At 62.9% G+C, this 25,705-nt stretch carries 29 protein-coding genes; 18 read left to right on the forward strand and 11 right to left on the reverse strand.

The features are described from left to right. Nucleotides 1–2: 2 nt before the first annotated feature. The 3 genes from C453_RS08645 to C453_RS08655 form a co-directional block, all read right to left on the reverse strand. Complete coding sequence (locus C453_RS08645) at nt 3–1,001, reverse strand: zinc-binding dehydrogenase (RefSeq protein ID WP_008323910.1); 999 nt, start codon at nt 999–1,001, stop codon at nt 3–5. Between the two features lie 3 nt (nt 1,002–1,004). Next, nucleotides 1,005–1,787 (reverse strand): GTP cyclohydrolase III, encoded by a 783-nt coding sequence (locus tag C453_RS08650; RefSeq protein ID WP_008323911.1) that lies wholly within the window; start codon nt 1,785–1,787, stop codon nt 1,005–1,007. Between the two features lie 116 nt (nt 1,788–1,903). Next, on the reverse strand, nt 1,904–2,158 hold the full coding sequence (locus C453_RS08655; protein ID WP_049907586.1) for a hypothetical protein: 255 nt from the start codon (nt 2,156–2,158) through the stop codon (nt 1,904–1,906). Nucleotides 2,159–2,236: 78 nt separating this feature from the next. On the opposite strand from C453_RS08655, the gene C453_RS08660 reads away from it, so the two are divergent. From C453_RS08660 to C453_RS20815, 3 genes are all read left to right on the forward strand, one after another. Further along, on the forward strand, nt 2,237–3,019 hold the full coding sequence (locus C453_RS08660) for an HAD-IIA family hydrolase (RefSeq protein WP_008323913.1): 783 nt from the start codon (nt 2,237–2,239) through the stop codon (nt 3,017–3,019). A 92-nt stretch (nt 3,020–3,111) separates the two neighbouring features. Continuing rightward, on the forward strand, nt 3,112–3,711 hold the full coding sequence (locus tag C453_RS08665) for a DJ-1/PfpI family protein (RefSeq protein ID WP_008323914.1): 600 nt from the start codon (nt 3,112–3,114) through the stop codon (nt 3,709–3,711). A 78-nt stretch (nt 3,712–3,789) separates the two neighbouring features. Beyond that, complete coding sequence (locus C453_RS20815; RefSeq protein ID WP_007539750.1) at nt 3,790–3,924, forward strand: hypothetical protein; 135 nt, start codon at nt 3,790–3,792, stop codon at nt 3,922–3,924. Nucleotides 3,925–4,060: 136 nt separating this feature from the next. Here C453_RS20815 and C453_RS08670 read toward each other — a convergent pair whose 3' ends face one another. Both C453_RS08670 and C453_RS08675 read right to left on the reverse strand, forming a co-directional pair. Then, a complete protein-coding gene (locus C453_RS08670) occupies nt 4,061–4,459 on the reverse strand; it encodes an OsmC family protein (RefSeq protein WP_008323915.1) in 399 nt (132 codons plus the stop codon). A gap of 87 nt (nt 4,460–4,546) precedes the next feature. After that, nucleotides 4,547–5,263 carry a metal-dependent hydrolase gene (locus C453_RS08675; protein ID WP_008323918.1) on the reverse strand — a complete coding sequence of 239 codons (717 nt, stop codon included), beginning with the start codon at nt 5,261–5,263 and terminating at the stop codon, nt 4,547–4,549. Nucleotides 5,264–5,348: 85 nt separating this feature from the next. Here C453_RS08675 and C453_RS08680 point away from each other — a divergent pair, with 85 nt between their 5' ends. The 14 genes from C453_RS08680 (at nt 5,349) to tpiA (ending at nt 15,659) form a co-directional block, all read left to right on the forward strand. Beyond that, nucleotides 5,349–6,203 (forward strand): SDR family oxidoreductase, encoded by an 855-nt coding sequence (locus C453_RS08680; RefSeq protein ID WP_008323919.1) that lies wholly within the window; start codon nt 5,349–5,351, stop codon nt 6,201–6,203. 118 nt (nt 6,204–6,321) lie between these two features. Beyond that, nucleotides 6,322–6,711 carry a hypothetical protein gene (locus C453_RS08685; protein ID WP_008323920.1) on the forward strand — a complete coding sequence of 130 codons (390 nt, stop codon included), beginning with the start codon at nt 6,322–6,324 and terminating at the stop codon, nt 6,709–6,711. Between the two features lie 36 nt (nt 6,712–6,747). Then, nucleotides 6,748–7,005 carry a hypothetical protein gene (locus C453_RS08690; RefSeq protein ID WP_008323922.1) on the forward strand — a complete coding sequence of 86 codons (258 nt, stop codon included), beginning with the start codon at nt 6,748–6,750 and terminating at the stop codon, nt 7,003–7,005. Between the two features lie 91 nt (nt 7,006–7,096). Next, entirely contained in the window at nt 7,097–7,828 is a 732-nt protein-coding gene (locus tag C453_RS08695) for a fumarylacetoacetate hydrolase family protein (RefSeq protein WP_008323923.1), read from the forward strand. 3 nt (nt 7,829–7,831) lie between these two features. After that, nucleotides 7,832–8,218 carry a DUF1648 domain-containing protein gene (locus tag C453_RS08700; protein ID WP_008323924.1) on the forward strand — a complete coding sequence of 129 codons (387 nt, stop codon included), beginning with the start codon at nt 7,832–7,834 and terminating at the stop codon, nt 8,216–8,218. A gap of 49 nt (nt 8,219–8,267) precedes the next feature. Further along, entirely contained in the window at nt 8,268–8,921 is a 654-nt protein-coding gene (locus C453_RS08705) for a gluconate 2-dehydrogenase subunit 3 family protein (RefSeq protein WP_008323925.1), read from the forward strand. After that, nucleotides 8,914–10,515 carry a GMC family oxidoreductase gene (locus C453_RS08710; RefSeq protein ID WP_008323926.1) on the forward strand — a complete coding sequence of 534 codons (1,602 nt, stop codon included), beginning with the start codon at nt 8,914–8,916 and terminating at the stop codon, nt 10,513–10,515. Before C453_RS08705 ends, C453_RS08710 begins: the two co-directional genes overlap by 8 nt. A 93-nt stretch (nt 10,516–10,608) precedes the next feature. Further along, on the forward strand, nt 10,609–11,529 hold the full coding sequence (locus C453_RS08715) for a substrate-binding domain-containing protein (protein ID WP_008323927.1): 921 nt from the start codon (nt 10,609–10,611) through the stop codon (nt 11,527–11,529). Between the two features lie 87 nt (nt 11,530–11,616). After that, nucleotides 11,617–12,702 carry a histidinol-phosphate transaminase gene (gene hisC / locus C453_RS08720; RefSeq protein ID WP_008323928.1) on the forward strand — a complete coding sequence of 362 codons (1,086 nt, stop codon included), beginning with the start codon at nt 11,617–11,619 and terminating at the stop codon, nt 12,700–12,702. Further along, nucleotides 12,699–13,208, forward strand: coding sequence for an adenylate kinase family protein (locus C453_RS08725; RefSeq protein ID WP_008323929.1), 510 nt, complete (start codon nt 12,699–12,701; stop codon nt 13,206–13,208). The genes hisC and C453_RS08725 overlap by 4 nt, the downstream gene beginning before the upstream one ends. Beyond that, entirely contained in the window at nt 13,205–13,807 is a 603-nt protein-coding gene (locus tag C453_RS08730; protein WP_008323931.1) for a CDP-alcohol phosphatidyltransferase family protein, read from the forward strand. The genes C453_RS08725 and C453_RS08730 overlap by 4 nt, the downstream gene beginning before the upstream one ends. Before the next feature lie 32 nt (nt 13,808–13,839). Beyond that, nucleotides 13,840–14,280: a hypothetical protein gene (locus C453_RS08735; protein ID WP_008323934.1), complete on the forward strand. Its 441-nt coding sequence runs from the start codon at nt 13,840–13,842 to the stop codon at nt 14,278–14,280. Nucleotides 14,281–14,372: 92 nt separating this feature from the next. Beyond that, nucleotides 14,373–14,894, forward strand: coding sequence for a multiprotein bridging factor aMBF1 (locus tag C453_RS19560; protein ID WP_083881585.1), 522 nt, complete (start codon nt 14,373–14,375; stop codon nt 14,892–14,894). A 120-nt stretch (nt 14,895–15,014) separates the two neighbouring features. Continuing rightward, nucleotides 15,015–15,659, forward strand: coding sequence for a triose-phosphate isomerase (gene tpiA / locus C453_RS08750; RefSeq protein ID WP_008323940.1), 645 nt, complete (start codon nt 15,015–15,017; stop codon nt 15,657–15,659). 32 nt (nt 15,660–15,691) lie between these two features. Here the strand turns inward: tpiA and C453_RS08755 are convergent, their stop codons facing one another. Next, nucleotides 15,692–17,524, reverse strand: coding sequence for a helicase HerA domain-containing protein (locus tag C453_RS08755; protein WP_008323941.1), 1,833 nt, complete (start codon nt 17,522–17,524; stop codon nt 15,692–15,694). Between the two features lie 86 nt (nt 17,525–17,610). Here C453_RS08755 and C453_RS08760 point away from each other — a divergent pair, with 86 nt between their 5' ends. After that, nucleotides 17,611–19,464, forward strand: coding sequence for a hybrid sensor histidine kinase/response regulator (locus C453_RS08760; RefSeq protein ID WP_008323942.1), 1,854 nt, complete (start codon nt 17,611–17,613; stop codon nt 19,462–19,464). On the opposite strand, the gene dinB is transcribed toward C453_RS08760, so the two are convergent. The 5 genes from dinB to aroC all read right to left on the reverse strand — a co-directional run bounded on the left by dinB (nt 19,437) and on the right by aroC (nt 25,637). Next, nucleotides 19,437–20,819 carry a DNA polymerase IV gene (gene dinB, locus C453_RS08765; RefSeq protein ID WP_008323943.1) on the reverse strand — a complete coding sequence of 461 codons (1,383 nt, stop codon included), beginning with the start codon at nt 20,817–20,819 and terminating at the stop codon, nt 19,437–19,439. The genes C453_RS08760 and dinB overlap by 28 nt on opposite strands. 99 nt (nt 20,820–20,918) lie before the next feature. Further along, nucleotides 20,919–21,347 carry an HTH-type transcriptional regulator LrpA1 gene (lrpA1, locus tag C453_RS08770; protein WP_008323944.1) on the reverse strand — a complete coding sequence of 143 codons (429 nt, stop codon included), beginning with the start codon at nt 21,345–21,347 and terminating at the stop codon, nt 20,919–20,921. A gap of 95 nt (nt 21,348–21,442) precedes the next feature. Then, complete coding sequence (locus C453_RS08775; protein ID WP_008323945.1) at nt 21,443–22,381, reverse strand: thiamine pyrophosphate-dependent enzyme; 939 nt, start codon at nt 22,379–22,381, stop codon at nt 21,443–21,445. 2 nt (nt 22,382–22,383) lie between these two features. Next, entirely contained in the window at nt 22,384–24,279 is a 1,896-nt protein-coding gene (locus C453_RS08780) for a 2-oxoacid:acceptor oxidoreductase subunit alpha (protein ID WP_008323946.1), read from the reverse strand. 200 nt (nt 24,280–24,479) lie between these two features. After that, a complete protein-coding gene (gene aroC / locus C453_RS08785; protein WP_008323947.1) occupies nt 24,480–25,637 on the reverse strand; it encodes a chorismate synthase in 1,158 nt (385 codons plus the stop codon). Nucleotides 25,638–25,705 lie beyond the last annotated feature (68 nt).

A 25,705-nucleotide genomic window follows, 5' to 3' on the forward strand; every position in this document is an offset into this window, starting at 1 on the left:
CCTCAACCGTCCCCGTACGTAAAGAGGATTTGGACGGCGTCGTCGGGTTCGTCTTCCAGTAGCTCGTAGGCGCGGGCGGCATCGCCGACGTCGAGACGGTGCGTGACGAGCGATTCGAGAGGGATGTCTTCGAGGAAGTCCCACGCGAGCGAGAACCGTCGTTCCGTGTCCCAGCGACCGCTGAGGTCCGGGTCGATGGTACTCACCTGACTGCTCTCGACGCTGATTCGAGAGCGGTGGAACCGCCCACCGAGGTCGAGCGAGGCGCGTTTGGTGCCGTACCACGAGCCGACGACGACCCGGCCGTCGTAGCGCGTCACGTCGAGCGCGTCGTCGAGCGCGTCGGGGTCCCCGGACAGTTCGAACGTCAGGTCGGCACCGTCGGCGGGATGGTCGAGCGACTCGGGAGAAACCGCAGCGTCGGCACCGAGGTCGAGTGCGAGTTGTCGCCGTTCAGGCACGCAATCGACGGCCGTGAGACTCCCGAGCGGGAATTTGTCGAGGAGCCACGTCGTGACGAGACCGACGATTCCCTGCCCAAAGACGACGACGTGTTCGCCGACGAGCGGGCGGCCGTCCATCACGAAGTTGAGCGCCGTCTCCATCGTCGGCAAGAGGGCGGCCCGGCCGTCACTCACGCCGTCTGGAATCGTCCTGAGTTCCGACGGGCGGGTGAGAAAACAGCTCTCGTGGGGATGGAAGGAAAAGACACGCTCTCCGAGGAGCGACGCATCGACAGCATCGCCGACTGCTTCGACCTCGCCGACAGCGGCGTAGCCGTACGTGAGCGGAAACGAGAGGTCGCCTTCGAGAGCGGCGATAGATTCGTCTGCGGGGAGGTTCGTGGGTGCCTCACCGCGATAGACGAGACGTTCAGTTCCCGAGCTCACAGCAGAGAGGCGGGTTCGAACGCGCACTTGGGTTCGATCGGGGGCGGGAACGTCGTGGTCGCGAACCTCGACTTCCTTCGGACCGACGAAGTAGACCGCGCGTCCGTGCATCGGTCAGTCGTCTGCGGCGAGTGGCGCGTCGGCGAACTCGACTATCGTGCCGCGGTGGCGGCAGTCTTCGAGGGCGTGCTTGGCAGCGAAGCCCGCTTCGTGGGCGTTCGAGGCCGTCCCGACGCCGACTTTGAGTTCGACGCCCGCTTCGCCCTCGACGTGGTCGATGGCCGCGCGGTACTGACTCGCAGTGAGGTCGGGTGTAATCGAGATGATGTTGTCGCCGCCGACGAAGAACGACAGCGCGCCGTGTTCTTCTCTGAGGTGGCGCATGAGCGAGGCGTAGCCCTGCTCAATCTGGATGAACGTATCGAACTCGTTGAGGCGGTCTGTGTACTTGCCAGTCGCGTCGTTCACGTCGAAGTGAGCGATTTGCACGTCCGAGTCGGCGCGGTCTTCCATCGGGAGCGTCTCCCCGGAGAGAACTTCGCGTCGCTCGTGGTCCTGTGCACTGCCAGCACGTTGGACGACGTCTGTGGCGCGTTCGAGTGCGACCGCGGGGTTGCGGTCGACGCCGATGCCGAGACTGAGCGTCACCGGATAGCGGTTGGCGATAGACTCCTGGAGGAGTTCGTGGTCGTCACGGTCCAGGCCGTTGGTGACGGCGACCATGTTGTCGAATCGGGTAAAGAAGACGTACCCGTCGCGAGAGCCGACGAACTGGGCCAGGTCGGCAAAGAGCCGCGACTGGAGGGTCTGGAGATCCATCTCCCGTCGAGGCTCGGGCGTTACGGTCCACGGCCCGTAGTTGTCGATTTGGACGAGTGTCAGCTGCGTATTCGTCACAGTAGACGAGTCGGGCGAAGCGCATATCGTTCTTTGGTTCTGCGACGGGTCTGCCGAGACTCTGTCTCCGAGGATATCGAAGGTTGAAAGCAGAAGACTGCGGGACGACCCAGTTTCTATGCCGCGTCTTCACTGAGGAGGTAACTCGCCGTGATGTCGAGAATAGCCCACATCACGACCCAAACGGTGAGTCCGACGACGACGATAACTGTCGACGACAACAGCGGTACGGTGAACGCGAGCGTCGCGACGGCCGTGTAGGTCAAAAAGAGCGCGACCATCGCCGTCACCAACCCGTAGACACCCATGGCGCTATTTCCTGTCGCTGGACCGCGTAACCACCCGACGACTCGCTCGGAGGACACACCCATACTGAGATGTACGATACCAAATGACATAATAGTTCTCTCGGGAGAACGTTCAATCAGTCGGCCTCCGAAGGGCCAGTGATGGAATACCGAGGAGTGGTCCTCGACGTCGACGGCACAGTCGTCCGCGGTGACGAAGCGATACCGGGCGCGCTCGACGGCTTGGCAGCTATCGAAGCGGCCGGGCTCGACCGCCTGTTCGTCTCGAACAATCCCACGAAGAAACCGCCAGCCTACGAAGAACGACTTCGCGGTGCTGGTATCGACGCCACGGCCGACGAAATCGTCACGTCGGGGACGACCACGACGTCGTACGTCGCCGAGCAACATCCGGGTGCGAAGACCTTCTGTATCGGCGAAGAAGGACTGCACGACCAGCTTCGAGAGGCCGGATTAGAACTCGTTTCTGCGTCGGACGACACCGAAGTCGTCGTAGTCGGTATCGACCGGGAGTTCCACTACGACGACTTGCGCGACGCGTACGTCGCCTTGCGTGACGGTGCGACATTCTACGGCACCGACCCTGACATCGTCATCCCGTCTGCCGGTGGCGATATCCCCGGGTCAGGTGCGATTATCCACGCCGTCTCCGGGGTCGCCGGGCGTGAACCTGATGCGATTCTCGGGAAGCCCTCGCCGGTCGCACGGGATATCGTCCTCGACAGACTCGGTCTCGACCCCGAAGAAGTCCTCGTCGTCGGCGACAGACTCGATACGGACATCGCGATGGGGACATCTGCTGGGATGGGGGCCGCAGTCGTCCGCACCGGTGTGACCGACGACGCAGCACTCGCGGCCAGTGACCACGAACCGGACTACGTCCTCGACAGTCTCGGCGATATCGAGTCGGTTCTGTCGGAGTAGCTTCTCCACCACCTGTCCGAGTTTCCGACAGTCACCTGTCCCTGCACAATCATTATTGTTCTGACGTAACAACTTCTGCGCGAGGAAACTCCATGACTGGAAAGAAAATTCTGCTCATCGCAGGCGACTTCGTCGAAGATTACGAGATTATGGTCCCGTTCCAGGCACTCCAGATGGTCGGCCACGAGGTCCACGCGGTGTGCCCCGAGAGAGAAGACGGCGACGTGTGTAAGACGGCCGTCCACGACTTCCGCGGCGACCAGACGTATCTGGAGACCCGCGGGCACGACTTCGCACTGAACGCGACCTTCGCCGACATCGAGCCAGCGGACTACGACGCGCTCGTCGTCCCCGGTGGGCGCGCGCCCGAGTATCTCCGTGGCTACGACGAGGTACTCGACACAGTCCGGCACTTCTTCGAGGAGAAAAAGCCGGTCGCAGCTATCTGCCACGGACCACAGATTCTCGCCGCTGCAGGCGTCCTCGACGGCTACGAGATGACGTCGTATCCCGCTGTCCGCGCGGAAGTCGAGAACGCCGGTTGCTCGTGGGTCGATGGCGTCGTCGTCGACGACAACCTCGTTACGGGACAGGCGTGGCCGGACCACCCTGAGTGGCTGTCGGCGTTCCTCGACGTCCTCGGGACCGAAATCAGCCACACGCCGACTGCACAGGCCGCGGGCGACGACTAGTCAGGATTCTCACACCGTGAATACCACGAGTGAGAATGTCTGACAAAGGTTTTTAAGTGGTGCAGCGTAGGGTCTCGTATGGAAGAGCCGAACAGCCCATACTTCCGCGAACAGGTCGACGATGCCGTCGAGACGAACCCACAAGAGGGGGAGGTCGTAATCGTGGAGGGTCAAGCGATGAGCCTTCGAGCCTACAAGAAGCGTCACGACTAATCTGTCGGGACACCCGTAGGTCTCGGTGTTGTGGTGTGGTGTTCGGTCACGCGACCGTTTTTGTGGGGGGACACAGCCAGAGCGGAGCGTATCCGCTTTCTCAGCGTCACCCCCCGCGCACCAGGTCCCGTAGCTGTTAGAATGCCCCGCCGTAGACGTTCACGTCCGCGTGCAGGCCGTCACGGAGCGCCGTGTGGACGTGGCAGATATCTTCGGCGAGGTCCGTTATCTCGGCCACCTCCTCGTCTGAGAGGGCCGCTTCGACGTAGACGTCGAAACTGACGCTCGTGAGGTCGTCGTCGCCGTCGACCGTCGCGTCCGCGTCGATTTGAATCTTCCCGAGGTCGTCGAAGCCCGTCTTCTGGCCGCCGACGCGGAAGGCCGGAAGGAAACAGGAGGCGTACGTCGCCACGAGTGTCTCGTTCGGGGACGGTCCAGTCTCGTTGAGCGCGTCGATTTGAAGGTCGAAGTCGCCGACGCGGCTCGTGCTCGAAAATCCATCTTCGCTGACGGTTGAGGTCTGAATATCGGACATCTACTCGATTCGAGGGACTGTCTTCACCTAACGGTTGGTCGGTCGGGTGAGCCGATACACAATACCCAAAAAATCAAACAGCGCGGTCTATTCGAGCGTGAACGACTCGTCGCCGTCGAGGACGTGGACTTCGGCGTGACTGCCGGCCGCCTTCACTTCGCGCTCGAAGTCGTCAACGTCGATTTCGATGGGCGGGAACGTGTCGTAGTGCATCGGGAAGACGTGGTCGACGTCCAGCCAATCGGTTGCGACGGCCGCCTGCCACGGCCCCATCGTGAAGTGGTCGCCGACCGGGAGCGCGGCGGCGTCGGGTTCGTAGTACGGCCCGAAGATTTCGCGCATGTCGGTCATCAGACCAGTGTCGCCCGCGTGGTAGAATGTCGTCGCCTCGGCGTCGGACTGCTGTGTCGGCACCGAGTCGCTAATCACGTACCCGCCAGGGACACCCGCGTCGTATTCGTATCCCGTGTTGATGCCGTTCGTGTGGTCTGCGCGGACCATCGAGACGTACGCGTCTCCCAGTTCGACGGTGCCACCGATGTTCATTCCGATGGTCTCGTCGACGCCCATCTCGGCTTCGACGTAGCCGGTGAGTTCGGGTGTGGCGACGACCGTCGCGCCGTCGAACTCGCCTGCGTGGGCGATGTGGTCGGCGTGGCCGTGCGTCAGAAGGACGTAGTCCGGTGTCTCTACGTCGCTCGGCTCCAGCGACGTAAACGGATTGTCGAAGAACGGGTCGATGAGAATCGAAGTGCTTCCGACCGTGACGTGCCACGTCGAGTGGCCGTGCCAGATGAGCTCCATAGCACCTCGAAGTTACTCGTGAAATACACAAAAAGGTATTCGGAGGCACCGCACACTTCTTGGTACCTGTCTAGCGAATGAATGTATGAACACCCAAGCAGACATCTTCGTCGTCGGTGCGAACGGCTACGTCGGGTCCGCGGTCGCCGACAGACTCGCCGCAGACGGCGCATCTGTCACCGGGACGTACCACTCGACCCCGGGGCGATGGGGACACAGGCAGTTCGATTTCTGGTCGGACGACCCGAGCCGACTCGCTGCCGGCGACTGTCTCGTCTTCGCGTCGACCGTCGAGCGCGACGACCGACCGCTCGACGAATTCGAGGCGCGAGTGGGCGCACTGACCGACGCCTGCTCGGGGCTCCGCTTCGTGTACGTCTCCACTGACTCAGTCTTCGGTGGCGAGTCAGGGTGGTACTCCGAAGACGAGCCGACAGCACCGAGAAGTCACTACGGACGACGAAGCGCCCGGTTCGAGACGCTTGTCGAAGAGAACTGTACAGACTACTGTATCGTCCGTCCGAGCTATGTCTACGGGTATTCTGGTGGCGAACTCGACAGCCGGTTAGCGCAGACGTTTCGGTCCCTCAGGTCCGGCGAGGTGGTTCGCTACTACGACGACTATTTCAAGAGCCCGGTCGAGGTCAATCAGCTCGCAGCGATTCTTTCCCGCGTGTGCACGGGTGGGTTCCAAGGGACGCTCCACGTGGGAGGCCCTCGAATGAGCGTCTTCGAATTCCATCGGCGTGCTGCCAGCGCATTCGGGGTGTCTCCTGACCGAGTCGAGCCAGCGTCGATGCCCGCGGAGAGTTCGCTCCCAACGGACACCTCACTCGATTCGAGCCGGGTTGCCCGGGAATTCGGTCTTCGACCGGCCCCCGTCGTCGAAAGCCTCACGTGTTCCTCAGTCGACGACGTGCTCGCTACCAAATCAGAGTGAGCAGTTCTTCGCTCGACACTGGCGACCGTGGGCCGAACCCCAAGCAGACTCAGTCTCAGTCGTGCGGCGTGGCAACTGTGGGGCAAAATACTATGGTAAGTCGTGATATCATTCGGACATGGCCACGAAGATGGCACGTCGTCTCAAGCAGTTCTTCGAAGAGCGGACGGCTGGCGGCCTGCGGAGTATCGTCGTGTACGAGGAAGACGAATTCGAGGTGAGCTATCTTCGGGACGACGTCGCAGCGGAATACACAGAACGTGAGGTCGCCGCGGCCGTCGACGACGCGAGAACGGAGTCGTTGATGGCTCCCGTCTACGGCGACCTCTACACCGACGACCACGACGACCTGATTTGTACCATCAAGGTGTTTCCCTCGGTCGTCGAGATGAACTTCGTCCGTTCGAGCGCCGAAGGCGTCGCAGTCGCCCTCGATGCGGGCGTCCTCGAAGCGTCAGATGGGTTGGTCACCGAGGCCCGAGCAGTCGCGGCTGACGACCAGATATAACACACCAATAATACATTCGAGCCTGTGAGGTGAGCTATGGTCGAGAAACAGGAGCGCGACCTCCGCCGAGACGGGCTGTTATTTCTCGTCGGGGTGACCGGTCTCGCTGTCCTCGAACTGGGAACACAACCGACGTCGGCGCGCGAGTTCGTGATACTACGCGAGTTTCTCTTCGGTAGTGCGCTTGGTATCTTACTCTCGGGCGTGTTCCGCGCGACTGACAAACAAGCCCTCGTCTCGACGCTTTGCCTTGCTGTCGGCTTCGCCGTCGGCGGCGTCATCAACGTCTTCTGAGGTGCCGACAAACAGAGCGTCCCCGCACAGAAACCGGCCGAACACGTGGTGAGTGTAAAGACCTATCACGCCCCACACAGACTCGTCGCGCATGCATCACGTTCGATTCCGCGACCCGGCTGGCGCGGTCCGACAGGGTAAGTGGCACGGTGATTCGGTCTCCTTTGGCGGCGAGACGTACGACCTTGACGAGGTCGACGTGCTCCCACCGTGTGAGCCGACGAAAATCGTCTGTATCGGCCGCAACTACGCCAAGCACGCCGAGGAGCGCGACGTGGACGTTCCGGACCGGCCACTGCTGTTTCTCAAGCCCCCGAACGCGGTTGCGAGCCACGGCGACACCGTCACGCTCCCAGCAGGAAAAGAGAACGTCGAACACGAGGCCGAACTGGCCGTCGTCATCGGCGAGCAGTGCCGAAACGTCGCGGTTGACGAGGCCGAGGACGTGATTGCCGGCTACACCGTGATGAACGACGTGTCCAACCGCGACGACCAGGACGTCGAGACCAACTGGGTTCGCGGGAAGGCGTTCGACGGTGCGGCACCACTCGGCCCGGTCCTCGCCGACCCCGACCACCTCCCGGAAGACGCGAGCATCTCCCTGCGGGTAAACGGCGAGACCCGACAGGACTCCAGTATCGAACATCTCATCTTCTCGGTCCCAGAACTCGTCGCCGAGATTACGACGTATCTGACGCTCGAACCGGGCGACGTGATTTCGACCGGTACGCCCGAGGGCGTCGGTCCACTCGAAGACGGCGACCACGTCGAAGTCGAAGTCGAGGGCGTCGGCGTCCTCGAACACGACGTGCGACAGGACTGAGAGATGCGCGTCCATCGGATGACATTCCTCGGCGGCGCAATCTTCGCCGTCACCGCGCTCGCGAGCCTCGCCCTCCTGCCGCTGCTTCCCTCCGAGGTTGCGATTCACTTCGGTGTCGGCGGCGAACCTGATTCGTTCGTCGCAGCCCCGGCAGGCGTTCTCTTGCTTCCGGGTATCGGTCTGGCCACGCTCATCTTCACCAGAGTCGCTGGCTCGGTCGGTCTCGGAACCAGCGCACCGCCGGTGTTCGACCCGCTTCTCGCCACGTTCCTCGGGTACGTCCAGGCGCTCGTTCTCGCGTACAACCTCGGCGTGCGAATCAACGTGGCAACGGCGCTCGCGCCCGCACTCGTCGCGTTTGTCGCTGTCGTGTTCGTTATCCAACGCTAGAGCCGACAGAGGGCAAGCCATATGTTTAGGCTCGCCTAATCCCCGCCGAATGCGACTGACTCGACGCGACGCGATTGCAGTCCTCGCCGGTCTCGGCGTGGTGGGAGGGGGCGCTGTCGCGGTCGACCAGTTCGACCCGCCGACCGCAGAGTCGGGAGAGATGGGAGAGACGGGAGACAGCGGCGGCGATGGGTCGGTGTCGACGACCGTCACCGCCACGATGACCGCCGCGGCAGAAGTCGTCTACCCGAGTCAGACCGAAGGCGTCTCCGACTTCGTCGAGACGTACGTCGTCGGCCGCGCGAGAGACGAGTCGCGTCGGGACGCCATGCGCGACGCAGCGCTCGAACTCGACGACATCGCCCGCGACTGGTACGGCGACGACTTCGCCGACCTCTCTGCGGACGACCGAGACTCGTTGCTTCGCGAACTCGGCGTCGCCGCCGCCGACCCGGTAGCCGACGGGAACGTCTCCGAGCGAATCCGGTTCCACGTCGTGAACGAACTACTCTACGCCTTCTACGCATCGCCGACAGGGGGTAGACTCGTCGGTATCGAGAACCCAATCGGCCACGCTGGCGGCACAGCAAGCTACCAGCGGGCGACGATGTCCAAAGACGATGTCGAACGTGTCGGGCATGTCGAGCGCGTCGAACGCGCAGGCGATTCCGAGGACGTTGACGGGAGTGTGACCGATGAGTAACCCCGCCCAGACGGACCGTACGCCGGTCGAAGACGCCGACGTATGTATCGTCGGGGCAGGTCCGGCAGGGGGGATCGTCGCCCATCGTCTCGCAGAATCGGGCGCGACTGTGGCGGTTCTCGAAGCGGGACCGCGGTTCGACGGCGACAGACAGGACCAACTGGAACAACACCTTCGCCCCGGACTCGACGACCCGTGGGACATGGGCGGCCCGCGCGACGAGTTCACGTCGTCTGGCGACTCGTTCTACCCACTGAACGCCGCCCGCGTGAAGGGTGTCGGTGGCTCGACGCTCCACTGGCAGGGGATGGTGATGCGCCTCCACGAGCGCGACTTCGAACTCGACTCACGACACGGCGTGGGCGCTGACTGGCCCATCTCGTACGACGACCTACGCCCGTTCTACGCCGAGGCAGAGCGCGAACTCGGCGTCGCGGGCGCGATGGACAACCCGTACGCCCCACCTCGTGAGGAACCCCATCCGCTTCCGGCGTTCCCGCCGTCGCACTCAGATTCCATCTTCGCGGAGGCGTGTGAACGACTCGGAATCGACATGCACTCGGTTCCGAACGCCCGCAACTCCGAACCCTACGACGGCCGCAGTCCGTGTGTCGGCTACGGGACGTGCAAACCGGTCTGTCCGTCAGGTGCGAAGTACACCGCCGAGTCGCACATCGAGAAGGCCGAGTCAGCGGGGGCGCGAGTCATCGACCGCGCTCGCGTGCGCCGACTCGAACACGACTCGACAGGCGAGCGCGTCGTCGCCGCAACCTACACGACACCCGATGGAGAAACCCACCGCCAGACTGCGGACCAGTTCGTCCTCGGTTGTGGCGGCGTCGAGAACGTCCGTCTGCTCTTGCTCTCGGAGTCCGGGCAGTACCCAGACGGCCTCGCGAACTCCTCGGGACTCGTCGGTCGGTACTTCATGGACCACCTGTTTGCCGGGATGGGCGGTCGCCTCGACAGACCGACCAGACAGAACCACGTCGGCTTCAACACCAGCGAGACACACCAGTTCTACGACGACGCGGAGCCAGTCAACGGTCTCAAACTGGAGTTTCTCAACTACGCCGGACCGTCGCCCGTCATCGACGCGCTCCACGCCGACACGTGGGGAGATGACCTTCTGGCGCAGTTGAAGGCGAACTACGGAACCCACGTCGCCATGGGCGCGCTGGTCGAGCAACTCCCTGACGAGGACAACTACGTCACCATCGACCCCGAGACCACAGACGACCTCGGCGACCCCGTTCCGGCGGTCCACTGGTCAATCGGCGACCAGACGAAGGCGGCACTCGAACGTGCAAACGAGATTCAACGGACGGTTCTGGAGGAACTCGGTGCCGATGTGGAGTGGGCAGTCGGCCCGGACAACACCGGCCCGGCGTTCCACCACATGGGTACGACTCGAATGGGTGACGACCCCGAATCGAGCGTCGTGAACGCGGAGTGCCGGACCCACGACCTAGAAAACCTCTGGATAGCCGGGTCGAGTGTCTTCCCCACCGGCGGCGCGATGAACCCGACACTCACCATCGCCGCGCTCGCGGTCCGGCTTGCGCAGTCGGTCAAACAGCGAGTGCGAAACTGAATCCGATTCCATAACTTTGGGAACGACACCGGTACTGTTTATCCCAGGGCTCGCAAACCACGGTCTATGAGGAGGCGGCGCTACGTCCACGCAGTGGGTGCACTCGGTCTCGCCGGTGTCGCAGGGTGTCTCGGCGGAGACGAGAACCGCCCAACCACCGGCGCGGCGGAAAGCGCCGAGGCAGACATCGGCGAGGCATCTGGCAGCGACGACAGCGACAACAGCGACATCGTTCTCGCGACAGCGACGACCGCCTACGACACGGGACTGCTCGACGCGCTCCACGAGGAGTTCACCGCACGATTCGGTATCCGGGTCAAGACGCTCGTACAGGGGACCGGAGCAGCCCTCAGAACCGCCGCAGACGGCGACGCAGATGTCGTCATCGCGCACGCTCGCGAGGCCGAAGACGAGTTCCTCCGGGCGGGACACGGCATCAACAGACGGGATTTGATGCACAACGACTTCCTCGTCGTCGGTCCCGAGTCGGACCCGGCAGGAGTCGATTCCGTCGGGAACGACCCGCTCGCTGCGTTCCAAACAATCGCCGAGAGCGAGTCGCTGTTTCTCTCCCGCGGCGACGACTCCGGGACCCACCGCCGGGAACAATCGCTGTGGGAACGCTCGGCGGCGACCCCCTCGGGACGATGGTATCAGGCCACCGGTGATGGAATGGGCGATACGCTCAGACAGGCCAGCAGACGCGGCGCGTACACCCTCGTCGACCGGGGGACGTTCCACGTCTACGGCGACTCGATTTCACTCGACTCCTTCGTCGAAGGCCCACTCGGTGGCGGTCCCGAACTCCTCCGAAACGACTACGGAATCATCCCGACGAACCCCGCCCGACACGACGTTGACTACCCGTCGGCGATGGCCTACGTCGGGTTCTTGACGGGGCGTACGGGGCAGAAAATCATTCGGACGTTCGGCGAGTCGACGCTATTCGTTCCCGACGCGCTGGACGACGACCCGGCGGTCGACCAGTACGGACCGGCCAGCGACAGGTCCTGAGCACGCCTCGTTCTCGAAACCGGCGATTCGCAGCAGTATCGACCGCGAGTACGCACCCTTAAGAACCGCGACCCGCATCTTTCGACCATGCAACCACGGGACCTCTCCGCGCACACTCCCTACGTTCCCGGCCGCGGAACAGAGGAGGTCGCCCGCGAACTCGGGGTGGACCCCGAGGACCTGACGAAACTCTCCTCGAACGAGAATCCTCACGGTCCAAGTCAACAGGCCGTCGCGGCCATTCAAGACGCCGCGCCGACGGTGAGCGTCTACCCGAAGACGGCCCACACCGACCTGACAGAGAAACTGGCCGACAAGTGGGACCTCACGTCCGAGCAAGTGTGGGTTTCACCCGGTGCTGACGGCGCAATCGACTACCTGACGCGAGCGATGCTCGAACCCGACGACCGCGTCCTCGAACCGTCGCCTGGCTTCACCTACTACTCGATGAGCGCTCGCTACCACCACGGCGACGCCGTCCAGTACGAGGTGTCGAAAGACGACGACTTCGAACAGACCGCCGAGTTGGTTCTCGATGCCTACGACGGCGAGCGCATGGTCTACCTGACGACGCCGCACAATCCGTCGGGGGCGACTTTCGCTATCGACGAGATTCGAACCCTCGCCGAATCGGTCGAAGACCACACGCTCCTCGTCGTCGACGAAGCCTACGGCGAGTTCTCCGACGAACCGTCGGCCATCGACTTGCTCTCGGAGTACGACAACATCGCGGTGCTGCGCACGTTCTCGAAGGCCTACGGCCTCGCCGGACTTCGAATCGGCTACGCCTGCGTTCCCGAGTCGTGGGCGGACGCCTACGCCCGCGTGAACACGCCGTTCGCAGCGAGCGAACTCGCCTGCCGCGCCGCACTCGCCGCCCTCGACGACGAGGACCACGTCGAGAAGACGGTCGAGTCGGTCGAGTGGTCCCGCGACTACCTCCGCGCCGAACTCGACGTGCCGACGTGGGAGAGCGCCGGGAACTTCGTCCTCGCACAGGTTGGTGACGCCACCGCCGTCTCGGAAGCCTCCCAGCGCGAGGGCGTCATCGTCCGCGACTGCACCAGTTTCGGCCTGCCGGAGTGCATCCGCATCTCCTGTGGCACGAAAGCGCAGACGAAACGCGCCGTCGAAGTGCTCAACCGAATCGTCTCGGAGGTGCCGCCCGCGTGAGAGTCGCCATCACCGGAACCCCCGGAACCGGGAAAACGACGGCGACCGACGCCGTTGCCGACACACTCGACCTCGACGTGGTCCACCTCAACCAACTCGTCAAAGACGAGGGACTGTGGACCGAGCGCGACGAAGACCGCGACACGCTCGTCGTCGACCTCGACGCCGTCCGCGACCACCTCGGCGACTGGGACGGTATCGTCGAGAGCCACCTCGCACACCACCTCGACGCCGACCGAGTCGTCGTCCTTCGCTGCCGCCCGGACATCCTCGAACAGCGCCTGCTCGACCGCGGCGAACCCGAGGCAAAAGCCCGCGAGAACCGGGAGTCAGAAGCCCTCGACGTTGTTCTCGGCGAAGCCGTCGAGTTCCACGGGGAGGAGTCGGTCTACGAAATCGACACGACCGACCGCGACCCCGAGGCTGTCGCCGACGACATCGAAGCCGTCGTCGCGGGTGAGCGCGAACCGTCCGCCGGAACCGTCGACTTCATCGAATACCTATGACGCTCGACCAGTATCGCGACACCGCCGACAAACTCCTCGTTCCGTTCGTCTCGGCCGCCGATACCGCGGGACTCACCCCGAACGGCGTGAGCGTCATCGCCTTCGGATTCGCCATCGCCGCGGGCGTCGCCTTCGGCCTCGCCGACCCGTTGTGGTACGGGGCTGGAGCCGTGTTCGTCTTCCTCAACGGTTGGCTCGACCTCGTCGACGGCGCACTCGCACGCGAACAGGGCGTCTCCTCGGAGGCCGGTGACCTGCTCGACCACGTGTTGGACCGCTACGCAGACATCGTCGTGCTCGTCGGTCTCGCGGCCGGAATCGAGTCGTATGCGCTTGGCCTCGCCGCGGTCACGGGCGTCCTCATGACCTCCTACCTCGGGACACAGATACAGGCAGTCGGCCTCGGCCGCGCCTACGGCGGCCTCGTCGGCCGCGCCGACCGACTGGCACTCATCGGCCTCGTCGGCGTCGCGTCGGCGGTCTACACCGACACGCTCGCCGGGTTCACGCTCGTCGGGTGGCTGCTGGTGTTCTTCGCCATTATCGGTCACTTCACCGCGTTCCAGCGGTTCTGGGGCGCGTGGGGCGACCTAACGTAAGAAATTAGTTTTTCGACACTTTCGGTCGGAGTGTGTCTTCCGTCGTTCCGTCACTCGGTCAGGCTGGTTCGGTTGCGCTTCTCGGGACTCTCGTCGTCGCCGAGTCAGTCTGGCTCTCCGAGAACGCGGCGGCTCGCGGCCACGGATTTCCGAACCTCCTCGGCGCACTCCTCGCCGTGATTCCTATTGGCGCACTCGCGTATCTCGTCGCGTACTGTCCAGCGCATCCACGGACGCACTCTCCGAGCGCGGCGGAGCGAGTCGCACTGACTGTGTTTTTCGCGGCTGCTGGGTCGTTCGCCGTCGTTGGCTCCTTTCCGGTGTCACCCCCGGGGCTCCGCGAACTGCTGTATCCGCTTGGCTTGGTCGTGTTCCTTCCGTTTTCGCACCTCGTGGTGTATCGGCGTGGCTATCGCGTGGTGACCAGTCCGGCCGGTCGTCAGGTGGCGGTATTTCGCCGCCGCCAAGAATAGCTGGATGAACTGGGAGACGCGGCCGTGCTCACAAGTCGCACCGCGTGACCGGTGGCGTGTCTTTTATACGCGGCCGGGGGGTACGTGAGTGTATGCCTCAGTGCGAGATGTGCGGCTCCAACCAAGCCTCTCTGAAGAAAGTGAAGGTCGAAGGCGCAGAGCTACAACTGTGCGACGACTGCGCCGAGTTCGGCACGGAGGTCCGCACCGAGTCGACGTCCTCCAGCGCGAGCACGAAGTACTCTACCTCCTCGTCGAGTTCGAAGGCGTCTCGCTCTTCGGGGTCGTCTTCGTCGTCGTCGAACACCCGCCGTCGTCGAGACATGTTCGACGACATGGACGAGATTGCAGCCGACTACGACGCTCGCATCCGCGACGCACGCGAGTCCCGCGGCATGAGCCAAGAGGACCTCGCGCAGTCGCTCAACGAGAAGGCGAGCCTCATCCGCAAACTCGAACGCGGCGACATCCTGCCACCAGACTCCGTCCGTGAGAAACTCGAACGCAACCTCGACATCTCACTCGTCGAGGGCGAAAGCGACGACGAGTCGGAGTGGTCCGGCGGCAGCGACACGACCACGACTCTCGGCGACGTCGTCAAGCGCAAAGACTGACGACTTCGATTCGGTTTCGGACGCTCGTTTCCTCACGATTTTCAACGATAGAGACGCCGTCTCGTGGCAACGACGGCCCCGAAAACCAATTTATTAGTCTCGCCGCACCCCACCTCCGGTGTGTTCATCCTAGTCAATCTCAAGGCGTACCCGTGTGACCCCATCGAAGTAGCAACCGCCGCGCGCGACGTCGCCGAAGAGTCCGGCGTCCGAATCGCTGTCTCGCCACAGGCAGCAGACATCTCCCGCGTCGCCGACACAGGCGTCGAGACGTGGGCGCAGCACGTCGACCCCAACGACTACGGGAGCCACACCGGCAGCACCCTCGCAGAAGCAGTCGCAGAAGCGGGGGCGGTCGGAACGCTCATCAACCACTCCGAGAACCGCCTGAAACTCGCCGACATCGACGGGTCGATTCAGGCGGCCGAACGCGCCGGTCTGGAGACCTGTGTCTGCGGCAACAACCCCGGACAAATCGGTGCTGTCGCCGCGCTCGGTCCTGACTCGGTTGCAGTCGAACCGCCGGAACTCATCGGCGGCGACGTGTCCGTCGCGACTGCCGACCCCGGTATCGTCACCGACGCCGTCGACTCCGCGGCAAACGTGGACGAAGACGTTGACGTGTACTGCGGCGCTGGCATCTCCACCGGCGACGACGTTGTCACGGCCGAAGAACTCGGCGCGTCCGGTATCCTCCTCGCGTCCGGCGTCGCCAAGGCCGACGACCCGCGTGCAGCGCTCGAAGACCTCGTCTCGGGCCTGTAGAAACGACTCGAAGAATCTGTTTTCTGACGACGCTACTCGTCGCTTTCAGTGGTGCTGCTGGACAGCAGTTCGGCCTCGTCAGCAGTACTGTCAGCAGCGTCAGGGTCGTCGGCGGCGTCAGAGTCGTCCGGTTCGTCGGTCTCGTCGAGGAACGCTGCTTCGATAGCCGCGACCGTCTCGGCCAACTCGTCGGGGTCGAGGAGGTCGTCGTACTCGTCGCGGACGAGGTCCGGCAGGGCGTACTCGTAGATGCCGCGTCCGGCATGTCGGATGAACCCTGCCCGTCGAAGTGGCCTGTTTCGCCCGTATGCGAGGTGCTGGTCGGCTGTCTCACCCGCTGCGACGTGCGCCGTGACGGGGTCGGAGACGTGTCGCTCGCGATAGTGCTGGAGCATTCCGTGGTGAACGTCGCTCAGTGCGCTCACGACGGCCGTCATCCGGTCGACCACGTCGCGTCGGTCCTGTGCACCCGGTGCCGGTTGCAGGTCCGCCGGTTCGAAGTCACCCATCTCGCTCTCGAAGTCGAACTCGTTGTCGGACCCGGATGCCGTGGTATCTTCGAGATGGCCGAACCCGTGGGTCGGCCACGGCGGTCCGTCGGGAGCTTCCAGTAGTGGTCTGGGAGGCGTGTCAGATGCGGCTTGCAGTTCGCTCGCATCATCGGCAGCCTCGGTGTCTGCGTTCGCTGTCGCCTCGGCAACGTCTTCGTCACTCGGTTCGCCAGCGTTCTGATTGTACTCTCCGAGCGCGGCTTGCTTCTCTTCGGGGCGATTCAGGTTTCTCCCCGAGCCACCGCGATAGGGCGCTTCCGCCTTCTGGAACATCGCCTGTGCGAACTGGTCTGCCATCCGCGAGAGGTCGCGGGCTTCCTCTAGCTCGCGTTCGAGTTGTCGGATTTTGGCCTCCTTCTTTTCGAGTTCCTGTCGCAGGTCGGCGATTTCGCTCTCACGGCGGGCTTTCTCGTCGGATATCTCTTTGAGGTCCGAAACGAGGTCGCCGTCGACAGACTTCAGGTCGGGGCGTTCGAAGTCGTCGAGTCCGGGCGTCGCACCCGCGTCGAACGTCTGTTTCTTGTGGAACTGGACGCGCCGAATCGACTCCGACCAGTCGGTGACGAGGAATCCCTCGCCGTTGCCCATATCCTCGATGGCGTCGGCGTACTCCGACCCGAGGATGCGACCGACGACCTTGGTGTCGTTGCGCCAGGTGAGGCGGTGCCAGACGAGCCAGTCACACTGGGTGATGAAGTCCTTCTTGACGTCCGCGGGGCGCTGTGAGATACCGACGACGCCGAGGCCGTGTTTTCGCCCGCGCTTGCCGATTTTGATGAGCATCTTGCCCGCTTCGTCCATCCCGCCTTTTTCGGGGATGTACTCGTGGCACTCCTCGATGAGCATCAAAAACGGTTTCTTCAGCTTCTTCTCCTTGGCGAAGAGGTGCTTTGCGACCTCGGTCACTAACTCGTCGGCCGCGGCGTCGTCGAGGTAGCCGGACACGTCGAGGATAATCGGCACGTTCTGTTCGAGTGCAAGTGTCGCGAGTCGCTCTGCGTGTTCGGGACTCACCTGAATGTCGCACTCGTCGTCCGCGCCCGCGTGAAGCAGTTCGAACTCCTGTTTGAGTCCGTAGTACTCGCCGTCGGTATCAACGATGAGCACTGGGAAGTTCGACGACAACAGGTTCTCAATCATGACCGAAGCCGTGTTCGACTTCCCGGACCCGGATTTGCCCGTGATGAACCCTCGGCCAGTCAAGATATCGACGACCGGTAATTCGACCGTCGTACCCGGGTCTTCGGTGCCCACTCCCCCTGGACCGTCGCTAATCTCGGCTACCGAGATGGTTTCCGTGTCCGAATCCGTCATCCGGTTTTTTCGACTCTTTCGGGGGTCATAGTTCCTCCCCTCCGGACGAGTCAAGTTTTATCACGAATCACGTCAAGTTCCGGTCGATGATAGACGGGGGCGGAGACGACATCTCCATTCTTCACGTCGATGACGACCCGATGTTCTCTGAACTCGTTTCTCACAACCTCACGCGGCGCATCGACGGAGTGCACATCGACACGTGCGAGCGACCAGATGTTGTACTCGACCGGGTCGAGTCCGACGCGGTCGACTGCATCGTCTCGGACTACCAGATGCCGGGCATGAATGGCGTCGAACTGCTCGAAGCAGTTCGCGAATCGAGTGATGTCCCGTTCATTCTCTTTACGGGTCACGGCTCTGAGGCGGTCGCGAGCGACGCGATCGCCGCCGGCGTCACCGACTACGTCCAGAAAGACCCCGGAGGCGACCAGTGGGTCCTACTCGCCAACCGCGTTCGGCGGGCGATTTCCGAATACCGAGCAGTAGAAGCTCAAAAAGAGTCGAACCGTCGATTCTCGACGCTCATCCGGGCGATGCCCGGCGTCGCGTATCGTTCGCCAATCGACTCGGCGTGGCCCATGGACTTCGTCTCCGAAGGCTGTCGAGAACTCACCGGCTACGACCCTGCGGAACTCGAATCCGGCGAGGTCATGTGGGGTGCAGATATCGTCCACCCTGAACATCGAGGTGACGGCTGGGACGAAATCCTCGCCGCGGTCGAAGCGGGCGACCGATTCGACCGAACCTACCGGATTCGAACCCGCGACGGCGAGACGAAGTGGGTTCGAGAACAGGGCCTCGGCGTGATGGAAGACGGCGAGGCCGTCGCCATCGAAGGCTACATCTTCGACGTGACTGACGAACACCGCCGCGGTATCGAGTTACGACAAAAGGAGACGCTTCTCGATTCGCTGTTCGAAAACGTCCCCGTGCACCTCTTCGTGAAGGATGACGAGGCCAGACACGTCCGCGTAAGCTCCGCTCTCGTCGACGACCCCGAATCGTTCGTCGGAAAGACCGACCTCGAAGCGTGTGTCGCCTCGGAGATACAGCACCGCCGCCGCGCCTACGAAGACGACCGCCACGTCCTCGAAACCGGCGAGCCGATATTGGACAAAGAAGAGTACGTGTCCAACCTCGACCGGTGGAACCTCACCTCGAAGGTTCCGTGGACCGACGACGATGGGAACGTCGTCGGAATCATCGGCGTCTCTCAGGACACCACGGAGCGAAAGCGACGAAAACAGGTCCTCTCTCGGCAGAACGAACGGCTCGCGGAGTTCGCGAACATCGTCAGCCACGACCTTCGAAATCCGCTGAGCGTCGCCCACGGCAACCTCGAACTCCTTCAAGACGACATCGACGACGAGCGACTCGAGACAGTCGCCGACACGCTCGACCGCATCGACGACATCGTCGAGGACGTCCTCTCGATGGCACGTGAGGGTCGGAACGTCCTCGACAGAGAGCGCGTCAGTCTCGCTGACGCCGTCGAGGAAGCGTGGCAGACCGTTCACGCGGAAGGTGCGACACTGGAACTGCCCGAATCGCTCGGGACGATTCATTGCGACCGAGCGCGACTCGTTCGCCTCCTCGAAAACCTGCTTCGGAACGCCACAGAACACGCCTTCACGGACGACCGAACGACACCAGAGATAACTGTCCAACGGCTCGAAGACGAGGTCGGTTTCGCCGTGATAGACGACGGGCCGGGCATCCCGGACGCCGAACGAGAGTCAGTCTTCGAACGCGGATACACGACCGACGAAGACGGGACCGGCTACGGTCTCGCCATCGTCGCCGAAATCGCCGACGCACACGACTGGGACGTCCGAATCCGAGACGCGGCCGGCGGTGGCGCACGAATCGAAGTCCGAACCGGACAAGGACTCGCTCCCGAGGCTGACGCTCAGTCGAACTCGACGAGCGAGGACTGACCTCGCGGCTTCGAATTCGGCGCGCGGTCGTCGTGGGTACTGTCGTCGTGGACGCTGTCCTTTTGTCGGGAACCCCGGCTGTCTTTTGGCTGGGCACTCTGGCTGTCTTCTCGTTGAGAACTCCGGCTGCGTTCTTGTTCGTCGTCACGTTCACTGCTGTTGCTTTTCTCGCCCGCTGCGGACTCCCAGCCGTCGAGGCTCGACTGGTCTGCCGACGAAAACGAGAGGTTAGAGACGCGAACACCGAGCTTTCGAACCGTTTCGGTTTCGAACTCGGTGTCTAACAGGTCGAGTGCGACGTCGGTCACGAGGTCGGGTTCGTCCACCGGACCGGGCAGTGACCGCGCCCGCGTGTTGATGTCGAACGGCGGGACGACCACCTTGATTCCAATCGTTCGGTACATCGCTCCGCGAGAGCGAGCGCGGTCTGCGACGTCGGCAGCGAGCGTGCGAACCACGTCGCGTTTGGCCTCGGGGTCGTCGGTCGGGTCGGTGAACGCTGATTCTCTAGAGAGGCTCTTTGGCCGCCCCGTGGGCGTGACTGCACGGTCGTCGTCGCCGTTTGCCCGCTCGGCGAGTTCGCGCCCTCGCGACCCAAAGCGCGACTCAAGCGTGCTCACGTCGGCCTCTGCGAGGTCGCCCGCAGTTTCGATGTCGAGCGACCGAAGTTCGCGGGCCGTGACCGGGCCGACGCCGTGAATCTCGTCGACCGGGATGGGAGCGAGAAACGACCGCACCTCGCCGGGCGGAACGACGACCAGCCCGTCCGGTTTGTCGAAGTCCGACGCGATTTTCGCGGTCGACATGTTGGGTGCGACGCCAATCGACGCGGTGACGCCAACTTCGCGCTCGATGCGCTGTTTCACGTATCGTGCGAAACCTTCCGCGAGCGTCCGGTCCCCAGACGGGGCGTAGTCCCACGCCGTGCGCTCGGTCACGTCCAGATACGCTTCGTCGATGCTCACCTCGCGGACGACATCGGCGCAGTCGTGGAGTATCTCCTTGACGTCGGCGGCGACGTCCTTGTAGAAGTCGAGGTCGACCGGGCGATAGTAGCCTGCTGCGTCGGGGTCGTCGTCGGGACCGAGGTCCTCGGTTCGCGGGAGTCTGTCGAGCGCCGCCGAAATCGGCTGGGCGCTCTCGACGCCAAACGTTCGGGCTTCGTAGCTTGCCGTGGCGACCGCACCGTGTCCTTCACCCGCTTCGTAGCCCATGCCGACGACGAGCGGTTCGCCGCGCAGTTCGGGTTCTCGAAGGCGCTCGCAAGCGGCGTAGAAACAGTCCATATCCACGTGGAGGACGATGCTGTCGGAGCGGTCGTCGGTCTCCGTTCCGGGCAGCGTCTCCCCCGCCATAGTCGTGGGTTAGAGATGGACGTACCTGAAGCTTCAGATAGCGCGGTGAAAATAAAGCACCGGACGGGTTCCTGAGGGGTGCCGACGAAACAGTACCGATTACTTCAGTCGCTCCTGCAAGAACGAAGGGTGCGCAGCGGTGACGCCGTCGATAGAGAGAATTTCGTCGGAGATAACGCCGCCGAGCGCGTCGCCGTCCGAGGCTCGGACCTCGGCCATCAACATGTGGTCGCCGGACGATGTGTACAGCGATTCGACCGATTCGAGAGCTTTCAACGCTCGGGTGACTTCGACGTAGCGCTCGCTTGCGACCTCGATGCCGACCATGGCGATAGACTGTCCGGTGAGCTTCTTCGGGTCGATGTCAGCCGAATAGCCGATGATGACGCCGTCGTCTTCGAGCTTGTTGATGTACTTTCGAACCGTCGGCTTCGACACGCCCGCCCGGTCCGCTATCTCGGCGTACGACGCTTTCGCGTCGTCCTCCAAGACGGCGAGGATGCGTCCCTCCGTGGACGTGGATTCCATGGCTTCAGGTTTTCCAAGGGGAGAAAAATATCTTGCGAATCCGAAAAGGGTTCTCCGTCACGCCGAAGCCGTTGACGACGGACGGTGAAACGCCGTTATTTGTGCTTGTCGAGGAACTTGTCGTAGGACCGTTCCCACTCGTAGGAGTCGTCGAAGTAGCGCTCGGCGAGCGGTTCTTCGGGCATCTCGCCGATTTGCTTTTTCTCCTGCTGGTAGGACGGACGGTCCGATTCGACGTAGTACCGGCCGGTGAGGACGGTACCCTCGTGGAGTGCGTTCTCGGTCTCGAACATCATCTCGGAGGCCTCCGCACGGTTCGTGTTGTCGAACTCGTAGTCGTCGGACTCGTTGATGTCGATGTACGGGACGTACTGACGGGCGTCCTTGTTCCACGTCGGACACTGCGTGAGGAAGTCGACGTGGGAGAAGCCGTCGTGCTCGATGGCTTCCACGATGATTTCCTTGGCCTGGTTCGGGTTGACAGCGGCCGTGCGTGCGATGTAGGACGCACCGGCGTTCAGCGACAGCGAGAGCGGGCGCAGCGGCGTCTTGGCCGAGCCGTGAGGCTGGGTCTTCGACTTGTGGCCCTTCGGCGACGTCGGGGACGTCTGTCCCTTCGTCAGGCCGAAAATCTCGTTGTTGAACACGATGTACGTGATGTCGTGGTTCTCACGGGCGGTGTGCATGAAGTGGTTGCCACCGATACCGTAGCCGTCACCGTCACCACCGGCAGCCACGACCGTGAGGCCGGGGTTGGCCAGCTTCGCGGCGCGGGCGATGGGCAGCGAGCGGCCGTGGATGGTGTGGAAGCCGTAGCTGTTGAAGTAGCTGTTGAGCTTCCCGGAACAGCCGATACCCGTCATGACCATCATCTCGTCGGGCGAGAGGCCGAGTTCGGCCGCCGCACCCTTCAGAGCCTTCAGGACACCGAAGTCACCACAGCCAGGACACCACGTCGGCTGGGGTTCGAGTCCAGGGGTGAACTCGTTTTGGTCTTTCTCCGTTTCTTCACCGATTGCGCTGAATGCACTCATGATTATTCACCCACCTTGGGGACGAACTTCGTACGGTTGTCCGGGAGCGCCTCGCCTTCGAGGAGCGCCGTCTCGAACCCTTCGACGATGTCGAGCGGTTCGAACGGATTCCCGTTGTATTTGAGGAGACTCGACATCTTGTCGCCGTAGCCGCCGAGTTCCTTCTGGACGAGTCCGCGGAACTGCGCGGACGCCGTCATCTCCACGACGAGCGCCTCGTCGACGCTGTCGAGGAACGATTTGACCTGCTCTTTCGGGAACGGCATCAGTTCGGAGACACCGAGGACCTTGACCGAGTGGCCCTTCTCGTTGAGTTCGGCTGCCGCCTCTTCGACGGTACCCTGCTGGCTACCGAACGTGACGAGACCGTAGTCGGCGTCTTCCGGACCGTAGACCGTGTTGAACTCGCCGTCTTCGTCGAGTTCCTCGCGGATGGACTCGACCTTCTGCATGCGGCGGTTCATCTGGGCGATACGGTTGTCGGGGTCCTCCGAGATGTGACCCGCGGGCATGTGTTCGTTACCCGTGGCGAGGTAGCGACCGCCCTTCTGACCGGGCAGCGAGCGCGGCGAGACACCGTTTTCGGTGTCGTGCTGGTAGCGCTGGTACTTGCCCGAATCGTCGTGCGGTGCCTCTTCGAGTTCGGCTTCCGAGAGGACAGAGCCGAGGTCCGCGTTCGGCTCTTCGTCGAAGACCGACGCCGGGACGTTCGAGAGTTCGCCACCGAGCTTCTGGTCGTAGAGGACGATAGACGGAATCTGGTACTCGTAGGCGATTTGGAACGCCTTGCGCGTCTGGTCGTACGCTTCGGCAGCCGTGCCGGGTGCGAAGACGATGCGGTGGGAGTCACCCTGCGAGGTGTACAGGACGTGCTCCATGTCGGACTGCTCGGGCTTCGTCGGCATACCCGTCGACGGACCGGCGCGCATGGCCTCGACGAGGACGAGCGGCGTCTCGGTAATCTCGGCGAGACCGAGCGGCTCGGACATCAGCGAGAAACCGCCACCGGACGACCCGGACATGGCCTTCACACCGGCGTGGGACGCACCCATCGCCAGCGCGGCGGCCGCAATCTCGTCTTCGACCTGCTCGGAGATACCGCCGAGTTCAGGGAGATTCTGCGACATGATGACGAAGACTTCCGTCCACGGGGTCATCGGGTAACCCGAGATGAAACGGCAACCTTCGTCGATAGCGGCGTAGGCAATCGCGTCAGAACCGGAGATGAGAACCTGCTCTTCGTCGTGTTCGCCTGTCGGTGCCGACACGTCGGGGGTGTCGACATCGTACTCGGACTGGACAGTTTCGTAGGCGTCGTCGAAGACTTCGAGGTTCGGTTCGAGAATCTTGTCCGGCATCGCGTCGGACATCAGGCTCTTGATGACGTCCGGCTCGATGTCGGCGATGGCGCACGTGACAGCGACACCGGCGGTGTTACGCATGACTTCGCGACCGTGCTCGCGAGCCATACTGCGAAGGTCGATGTCGTAGACGTGCCAGTTGTTCTCTTCGACGCGCTCGTCGAAGTTCTCGATTTCGGAGGCGTCGAGCAGACCGGAGTCGTAGACGATGACGCCGCCTTCGGCAAGTTCGTCGAGATTCTCGGAGAGCGGTTTAATCTCCTCGTTGCCGTAGTAAGCACCCTCGCTCGGGTTTCGAGCGAAGGAGTCACCGAGCGCGAGGAGGAAGTTGTACCCGTCACCACGCGACTGAATCGGGTCCGCACTCACACGGACCTCGGTGTACGTGTGGCCACCGCGGATGCGCGATGGATAGTGGCGATGCGTGAAAACGTGTAGCCCCGCTCGCATCAGGGCTTTGGCGAAGTTCTGGCTGGTCGAGGCGATACCGTCACCGGAACCCCCTGCGATGCGCCAGATAAGTTCGTGGTCAGTCATATTTGAGCTCACGGCCCCGCTGGGGCGCTATCTGATGACTTGGTGGGGGTTCGATTAAAGACTTTGCTATGGATTAACAAGAAAAGATAATGAAGGACTTAATATTCCTAAATTGGTGGTCAGATGCCTCCCGAAAAGTGGACAAACGGATATTCAGAAATTGCCGCAACCCGATAAACGATAACTCGGAATGGAGTTATCTACTGGTTTTCGGGACTCGACGGGTGATAGGTTGTGTCGTATTCACCGACCTGTCCGTCGAGTCGGTCCGGGTTGATGTGGCCTGACAGGAGCATGAAGTCGAGAATCGTCGCGTAGAGCATCGCCTCGACGACGGGCACACCCCGTGGCGGCAACACCGGGTCGTGGCGGCCGACGACCTGAATCTCCTTTTCCTCGCCCGTCTCCCAGTCGACCGTGTGCTGTTTCTTCGGAATCGATGTCGGCGCGTGAAGCGTCATCTCCCCGAAGATTGGCTGTCCCGTCGTGATGCCGCCCTGGATGCCACCGTGTTTGTTGCCGACGGGAAGCGGGTCGCCGTTCTCGTCGAACTCCCAGTCTTCGTTGCGATCGGAGCCGGTCCACTCGCGGGCCTCGCGGCCGAGACCGAATTCGAAGGCCGTCGCGGCGGGGACAGCCATCATCGCCTGCCCGAGTCGCGCGGAGAACGAGTCGAATCGCGGTGCGCCGAGGCCGCGGGGGACGCCCTGCGCTTCGAAGTAGATAGAACCGCCGATAGAGTCGCCTTCCGTCTGGTACTGTTCGATGACGTCCATCATCTTCTCGGCCGTCTCGGGGTGGGCACACCGCACGTCGTTTTCTTCGGTGTGTTCGAGCATCTCCTCGAACGTGACCGGCGGTGCTTCCACGTCGCCGATTTGGTTCACGTGCGCCTTGACCTCGATGTCGTACTCGCTCTGTTCGAGGACCTGCTTCGCCACGGCACCCGCGGCGACCCAGTTTACTGTCTCGCGCGCAGACGAGCGCCCGCCGCCGCCCCAGTTGCGCGTGCCGAACTTCGCCGAGTAGGTGAAGTCGCCGTGCGACGGACGCGGAGCGGTCACATAGGATTCGTACTTGCCCGAGCGGGCGTCCTTGTTCTGGACGACCATCCCAATGGGCGTGCCCGTCGTGTACCCGTCGAGCGTCCCCGAGTTGATGACCACGGCGTCCGGTTCGCCACGACTCGTCGTAATCATCGACTGGCCCGGTTTTCGTCGGTCGAGTTCCTTCTGTACGTCTTCGACGGAGAGTTCCACGCCCGCAGGGCACCCCGAGATAGTGACGCCCATGGCGTCGCCGTGACTCTCGCCGTATGTGGTCACCCGAAAGAGGCGACCGAATTCGTTCCCGTTCATTACCGGACCCTCGGGGGGCCGCCCATTTAGTGTTTGTAGATAGGTGCAATCGTCGTTCGGAACGGTGC

It is taken from the genome of Haloferax elongans ATCC BAA-1513, from assembly GCF_000336755.1.
In the GTDB taxonomy this organism is placed as follows: Archaea; Halobacteriota; Halobacteria; order Halobacteriales; family Haloferacaceae; genus Haloferax; species Haloferax elongans.